The sequence below is a fragment of the Streptomyces sp. OR43 genome (genome assembly GCF_008042275.1).
Classification (GTDB): Bacteria; Actinomycetota; Actinomycetes; order Streptomycetales; family Streptomycetaceae; genus Streptomyces.
In genome coordinates, this window is sequence record NZ_RDBK01000043.1 from 3,952,348 (window position 1) to 3,958,461 (window position 6,114).

Here is a 6,114-nt window from a genome sequence, read left to right on the forward strand (position 1 = left end):
CGGAGGCCGACGGCGTCCGAGGACGGTCCCGGGTCAGTCGCCCAGGATCCGGCGGAGGTAGTCGTTGGCGAAGAGCCGGTCCGGGTCCAGCCGGTCCCGTACGGCGGTGAACTCGCCGAAGCGCGGGTACACCCCGGCCAGGTACGCGGCGTCACGGGTGTTGACCTTGCCCCAGTGCGGACGGCCGCCGTGGGCGGTCATGATCCGCTCGACCGCCGTGAAGTACGCCTGGTAGGGCGTGCCCCGGTACAGATGGACGGCGATGTACGCGCTGTCCCGGCCCGAGGCCGTGGAGAGCGCGATGTCGTCCGCGGGGGCCGTGCGCACCTCCACCGGGAAGCTGATCCGCAGCGGGGAACGGTCCACCATCGCCCTGACCTCGCGCAGCGCGTCCACGGCGGCCTCGCGCGGCAGGGCGTACTCCATCTCCACGAACCGGACCCGGCGCGGGCTGGTGAACACCTTGTAGGGGATGTCGGTGTACGTACGCGCCGACAGGGCCCGGCTGGAGAGCTTGGCGATCGAGGGGATCGTGGCGGGGACCGCCCGGCCGAGCGAGCAGGCCACCTGGAACACGCCGTTGGAAAGGAGCTCGTCGTCGATCCAGCCGCTGACCCTGCCGGGCGGGGCGGCCGGGCCGGCGCTCCGGTTGTTGCGCTTGGTGTTGCAGTTTCCCGTGTGCGGGAACCAGTAGAACTCGAAGTGTTCGTTCTCGGTCACCAGCTGATCGAAGTCCGCCGTGACCTTGTCGAAGGCCATCGGCTCCTCACGTGCCGTCAGCAGGAAGACGGGCTCCACGGCGAAGGTGAGGGCCGTGATGACGCCCAGCGCGCCTAGCCCGATCCGGGCGACGGCGAAGATCTCCGGGTTCTCCGTCTCCGAGCAGGTCAGCACCGTGCCGTCCGCGGTGACCAGTTCCATGGCGCGGATCTGCGCGGATATGGACGCCGAGTCACGGCCCGTGCCGTGGGTGCCGGTCGAGGTGGCCCCGGCGACCGTCTGCTCCATGATGTCGCCCATGTTGGTGAGCGAGAGTCCCTCGCGGGCCAGCGCGGCGTTGAGCCGCTTCAGCGGCGTGCCGGCCTCGACGGTCACCGTCATCGCCGCGCGGTCGATGTCCCGGATGCCGGTGAGCAGATCGGGGCGGATCAGGAGCCCGTCGGTCGCGGCGGTCGCGGTGAACGAATGGCCGGTGCCGACCGGCTTCACCTTCAGGCCGTCCTCGGACGCCCTGCGCAGCGCCTCGGCGAGCTCGTCCACGGAGGCGGGTGACACGTCCCTCGCCGGGCGGGCGGTGACGTTCCCCGCCCAGTTACGCCACGCGCTCGTCGTCGTCCGTGCGTAGGTGTCGGTCATCTTCCCCGCGCCCTTCCGTAGGAACCGGCCCTGTGAGCCGGCGGTACCCCAGGAGTGCCACCGCGGCCGCGAGCGCTCCCGCCACGACGGGCACCGCGTACCCCGCCTTCGCCCCGGACGCGTCGACCACCCAGCCGGCGGCCGAGGAGCCGAGCGCCACGCCTACGGCGAGCCCGGTGCTGGTCCAGGTCATGCCCTCGGTCAGTCTGGTGCGCGGTACGTGCTGTTCGACGAGGGCCATGGTCGTGACCATCGTCGGTGCGACGGAGAGACCCGCGACAAAGAGCGCCACGGCCAGGAACGGCAGGTTCCCGGCCAGTTGGAGGGGGATCATACTCACGGCCATCGCACACACTCCCACCAGCCACCGGGTGGATGACCTGCCCCTGAGATGCAGCAGGCCGAACACGGCCCCGGCGAGGCACGACCCCAGCGCGTACACCGCCAGCACCAGGCTGGCCGCCGCCTTGTGGCCCTGCTCCTCCGCGAAGGCCACCGTCACCACGTCGACCGCCCCGAAGATCGCCCCGGTCGCCACGAAGGTGACCACGAGCACCTGGAGCCCGCGCGAGCCCAGCGCCGAGCCTTTGGTGTGCCGGGCATGCGGGTGCGGCACGGGTTCGGTGGCCCGCTGGGCGGTCAGCCAGAAGACGCCGACGAGCAGAAAGCCGGCGGCGACCAGCGGGCCCGCCTCCGGGAACCAGGCGGTGGAGAGCCCGATGGAGATGATCGGGCCGAAGATGAAGCAGACCTCGTCGACGATCGATTCCCACGCGTACGCGGTGTGCAGCTGCCGCGCCGAGCTCCGGTAGATCTCCGCCCAGCGCGCCCGGACCATCGACCCGACACTGGGCACACAGCCCGCACCCGCGGCGAAGACGAAGAGGGTCCAGTCGGGCAGCCGCTGCTGCGCGCAGACCAGCAGACCGGTCACCGCCGCCAGGGCGACGAGCGTCACGGGACGCAGCACCCGGCGCTGCCCGTACCTGTCCACCAGCCTGGACACCTGAGGACCGACCACCGCGGCCGACATCGCCAGCGTCGCGGAGAGCGCGCCCGCCAGCCCGTACCGGCCGGTGAGCTGGGAAATCATGGTCACCACGCCGATGCCCATCATGGACAGCGGCATCCGGCCGAAGAAGCCGGCCGAGGAGAACCCCTTGGTGCCGGGGGCGGCGAAGATCGCGCGGTAGGGACTGGACAAGGAGGGCTCCGCTACGGCGTGATCACACGCGGTGTCAGGGGTGAACGTGGCCGATACAGCTTACGGGCGCGCCGCCGCACCGGACAGCGAATACCGGACAGCCGGCACCGGACGGGACCACGGGGCGGATGTCGGTGGGAGCCGGACGGCGGGCGGGTGGCAGGATCGACGTCATGTCCGATCTGCGCGATCCCGCTCCCTACGACGCCCTGCTGCTGCTCTCCTTCGGAGGTCCCGAAGGCCCGGACGACGTGGTTCCGTTCCTGGCGAACGTGACCCGCGGCCGGGGAATCCCCGAGGAGCGCCTGAAGGAGGTCGGCAAGCACTACTTCCTCTTCGGCGGCGTCAGCCCGATCAACGCCCAGAACCGGGCGCTGCTCGACACGCTGCGCAAGGACTTCGCGGAGCACGGACTGGACCTGCCGGTGTACTGGGGCAACCGCAACTGGGCGCCCTACCTGACCGACACCCTGCGCGAGATGGCCCGGGCGGGGCACCGCCGCATCGCCGTCCTGGCGACGAGTGCCTACGCCTCGTACTCCGGCTGCCGGCAGTACCGCGAGAACCTCGCCGAGTCGCTGGGCGTCCTGGAGGCCGAGGGCCTGCCGGTGCCGCGCGTCGACAAGCTGCGGCACTACTTCAACCACCCGGGCTTCATCGAGCCGATGGTGGACGGTGTCCTCGCCTCGCTCGCCGACCTGCCGCCGGAGGCACGGGCGGGCGCGCATCTCGCGTTCACCACCCACTCCATCCCCACCTCGGCCGCGGACACCTCCGGCCCGGTGGAGGCGCACGGCGACGGCGGCGCGTACGTCGCCGAGCACCTGGACGTGGCACGGATGATCGTGGCGGCCGTGACGGTACGGACCGGCGTCGAGCACCCCTGGAAGCTCGTCTACCAGTCGCGCAGCGGTGCCCCGCACATCCCCTGGCTGGAGCCCGACATCTGCGACCACCTGGAGTCGCTGCACGGGGACCGGGTCCCCGCCGTGGTCATGGCGCCCATCGGCTTCGTCTCGGACCACATGGAGGTCCTCTACGACCTCGACACCGAGGCAACCGCGAAGGCGGCCGAGCTCGGGCTCCCGGTGCGGCGGTCCGCGACGGTCGGTGCCGATCCGCGGTTCGCGGCCGCCGTGCGCGACCTCGTGCTGGAGCGGGCCGCCACCGAGAAGGGCCTGGGCCGGGAGCGGTGCGCGCTCGGCAGCCTCGGGGCGAGCCACGACCTCTGCCCGGTCGGCTGCTGCCCCGGCCGGGCGCCCAAGCCGGCCGCCGCCGGAGCCGACAGCCCGTACGCGTAGCCGACCGATCCGTACCCCTCACACCTCTGGGAGCGCCGTGACCGACCCCCTGCTGCCCGAACTGCTCGACCTCGCGCTGGACGTCGCCCGCCGCGCCGGTGCGCTGCTGCGCGACGGCCGCCCCGCCGACCTGGGGGTGGCCGCGACCAAGTCCAGTCCGGTGGACGTCGTCACCGAGATGGACATCGCCGCCGAGAAGCTGATCACCGGCTTCCTGTCCGAGCGCCGCCCGCACGACGGCTTCCTCGGTGAGGAAGGCGCCAGCTCCGAGGGCAGCAGCGGCGTCCGCTGGGTGATCGACCCGCTCGACGGCACCGTGAACTACCTCTACGGCCTGCCCACGTGGGCCGTCTCCGTCGCCGCGGAACGCGACGGCGAACGGATCGTGGGCGTCGTCGAGGTCCCGATGCGCGCCGAGACCTACCACGCGGTCCTCGGCGGCGGTGCGTACGCAAAGGGCGGGGCGTACGGGGAAGGCGCCCGGCTGCGCTGCCGGCCGGCCCCGCCGCTCGACCAGGCGCTCCTGTCGACCGGCTTCAACTACGTCGCCGACGTCCGCGCGCACCAGGCGGACGTGGCGCGCGTGCTGATCCCGCGGCTGCGGGACATCCGGCGCGGCGGTTCCGCGGCGATCGACCTCTGCGACGTCGCCGCCGGCCGCCTGGACGGCTACTACGAGCGCGGCCTCCATCCGTGGGACCTCGCGGCCGGTGACCTCATCGCCCGCGAGGCGGGCGCGCTGACCGGCGGGCGCCCGGGACAGCCCGCCGACGGCGGCCTGACGGTGGCCGCGGCGCCCGGGGTCTTCGAGCCCCTGCAGGCGCTGCTGGAGGAACTGGGCGCCTGGCACGACTGAGAACCGGCCGCCCACAGCCTCGGGAGGGCTGCTGAGCGGGCTGTGGGCGTCACCGGAAGCGAGAAGGCCCCGCGGATGCGCACGCAGCATCGCGGGGCCTTCTCGTGACGGCTCAGACGCTTGTGGCGCCGATGTGAACACCGTGCTCGGCAGCGAGGCGGTGCAGGTCGTCCAGCTCGCCCTGCTCGACATCCGCGAGGAAGTCGTCGCCCGTCTCGCGGGCCTTCGTGAGGTCGGACTCGGTGGTCTGGATGCGTTGCAGCAGACCAGCGGTGAAAGCGTCCATGAAGCGCCCCCTCATCGTGGGTCGGTGGCACGGGGGTGTGCCCGGGTTTCCCTCCGCCGAGGCGGTAGGGCGGGTGATCACGCACTCTCCGGGGGACGGAGGGGCCTGTGGCACGCCACATACAAGACGTGATCGCGGGTGTGAATTCGTCCTCCCCAGCCCGACCCTCAGAGAAACCTCAACTGGCCCGGGAATCCTCCGAATTCCCGGAAGCCGCAGGTCGGCCCACGCCGTCTTACCGCCGGTTTATACGCGTTACGGGCAGGATGGAGCCGCACAGACCGTGCCGGGACACGGTCCGGATCATGGACCACGGGTCCGTCCGGACGCTCCGCGGGTCTGTGGGAACGCTGTGGAGTCACGCAGCGAAGTCCCGCCGTGAAGTTCTGCAGTGAAGTTCAGTTCTGCCGTGAAGTTCTAAGGAAGGAAGCGCCGTGCGCGTACTCGTCGTGGAGGACGAGCAGCTGCTCGCCGATGCGGTGGCCACCGGATTGCGCCGAGAGGCCATGGCCGTCGACGTCGTGTACGACGGCGCCGCGGCCCTGGAGCGCATCGAGGTCAACGACTACGACGTCGTGGTGCTCGACCGGGACCTCCCCCTGGTGCACGGCGACGACGTCTGCCGCCGGATCGTCGAACTGGGTATGCCGACCCGGGTGCTCATGCTCACCGCGTCCGGGGACGTCAGCGACCGGGTCGAGGGCCTGGAGCTCGGTGCGGACGACTACCTGCCCAAGCCCTTCGCCTTCAGCGAGCTGACCGCCCGGGTCCGGGCGCTGGGCCGCCGTACGACCGTCGCCCTGCCGCCCGTCCTGGAGCGCGCCGGGATCAAGCTCGACCCCAACCGCCGTGAGGTCTTCCGCGGCGATCAGGAGGTCCAGCTCGCCCCCAAGGAGTTCGCGGTCCTGGAGGTCCTGATGCGCAGCGAGGGCGCCGTCGTCTCGGCGGAGCAGCTCCTGGAGAAGGCCTGGGACGAGAACACCGACCCGTTCACCAACGTCGTCCGGGTGACCGTCATGACCCTGCGGCGCAAGCTCGGCGAGCCGCCGGTGATCGTCACGGTGCCCGGCTCCGGCTACCGGATCTGAGGCCCGTGCCCACCGTCCCGCCC

At 71.7% G+C, this 6,114-nt stretch carries 6 protein-coding genes; 3 read left to right on the forward strand and 3 right to left on the reverse strand.

Features of this window, described 5'->3' with window-relative positions; genetic code table 11:
• Positions 1-33: 33 nt before the first annotated feature.
• Together EAO72_RS36915 and EAO72_RS36920 are read right to left on the reverse strand one after the other, a co-directional pair.
• Complete coding sequence (locus EAO72_RS36915) at positions 34-1,356, reverse strand: D-arabinono-1,4-lactone oxidase (protein ID WP_148021367.1); 1,323 nt, start codon at positions 1,354-1,356, stop codon at positions 34-36.
• Positions 1,313-2,560, reverse strand: a complete 1,248-nt coding sequence (locus EAO72_RS36920) for an MFS transporter (RefSeq protein WP_148021368.1) — start codon at positions 2,558-2,560, stop codon at positions 1,313-1,315. The genes EAO72_RS36915 and EAO72_RS36920 overlap by 44 nt, the downstream gene beginning before the upstream one ends.
• Before the next feature lie 173 nt (positions 2,561-2,733).
• Here EAO72_RS36920 and EAO72_RS36925 point away from each other — a divergent pair, with 173 nt between their 5' ends.
• Both EAO72_RS36925 and EAO72_RS36930 read left to right on the forward strand, forming a co-directional pair.
• A complete protein-coding gene (locus EAO72_RS36925) occupies positions 2,734-3,861 on the forward strand; it encodes a ferrochelatase (RefSeq protein WP_148021369.1) in 1,128 nt (375 codons plus the stop codon).
• 37 nt (positions 3,862-3,898) lie between these two features.
• Positions 3,899-4,717: an inositol monophosphatase family protein gene (locus EAO72_RS36930; protein WP_148021370.1), complete on the forward strand. Its 819-nt coding sequence runs from the start codon at positions 3,899-3,901 to the stop codon at positions 4,715-4,717.
• A gap of 112 nt (positions 4,718-4,829) precedes the next feature.
• On the opposite strand, the gene EAO72_RS42325 is transcribed toward EAO72_RS36930, so the two are convergent.
• Positions 4,830-5,003: a hypothetical protein gene (locus tag EAO72_RS42325; protein WP_187285335.1), complete on the reverse strand. Its 174-nt coding sequence runs from the start codon at positions 5,001-5,003 to the stop codon at positions 4,830-4,832.
• 434 nt (positions 5,004-5,437) lie between these two features.
• On the opposite strand from EAO72_RS42325, the gene EAO72_RS36935 reads away from it, so the two are divergent.
• Positions 5,438-6,091 (forward strand): response regulator transcription factor, encoded by a 654-nt coding sequence (locus tag EAO72_RS36935; protein WP_018551468.1) that lies wholly within the window; start codon positions 5,438-5,440, stop codon positions 6,089-6,091.
• Positions 6,092-6,114 lie beyond the last annotated feature (23 nt).

Bases quoted from the DNA above. Each gene is read 5' to 3' on its own strand.
- EAO72_RS36915 (WP_148021367.1), bottom strand. From the start codon at position 1,356: ATGACCGACACCTACGCACGGACGACGACGAGCGCGTGGCGTAACTGG.
- EAO72_RS36925 (WP_148021369.1), top strand. From the start codon at position 2,734: ATGTCCGATCTGCGCGATCCCGCTCCCTACGACGCCCTGCTGCTGCTC.
- EAO72_RS42325 (WP_187285335.1), bottom strand. From the start codon at position 5,003: ATGGACGCTTTCACCGCTGGTCTGCTGCAACGCATCCAGACCACCGAG.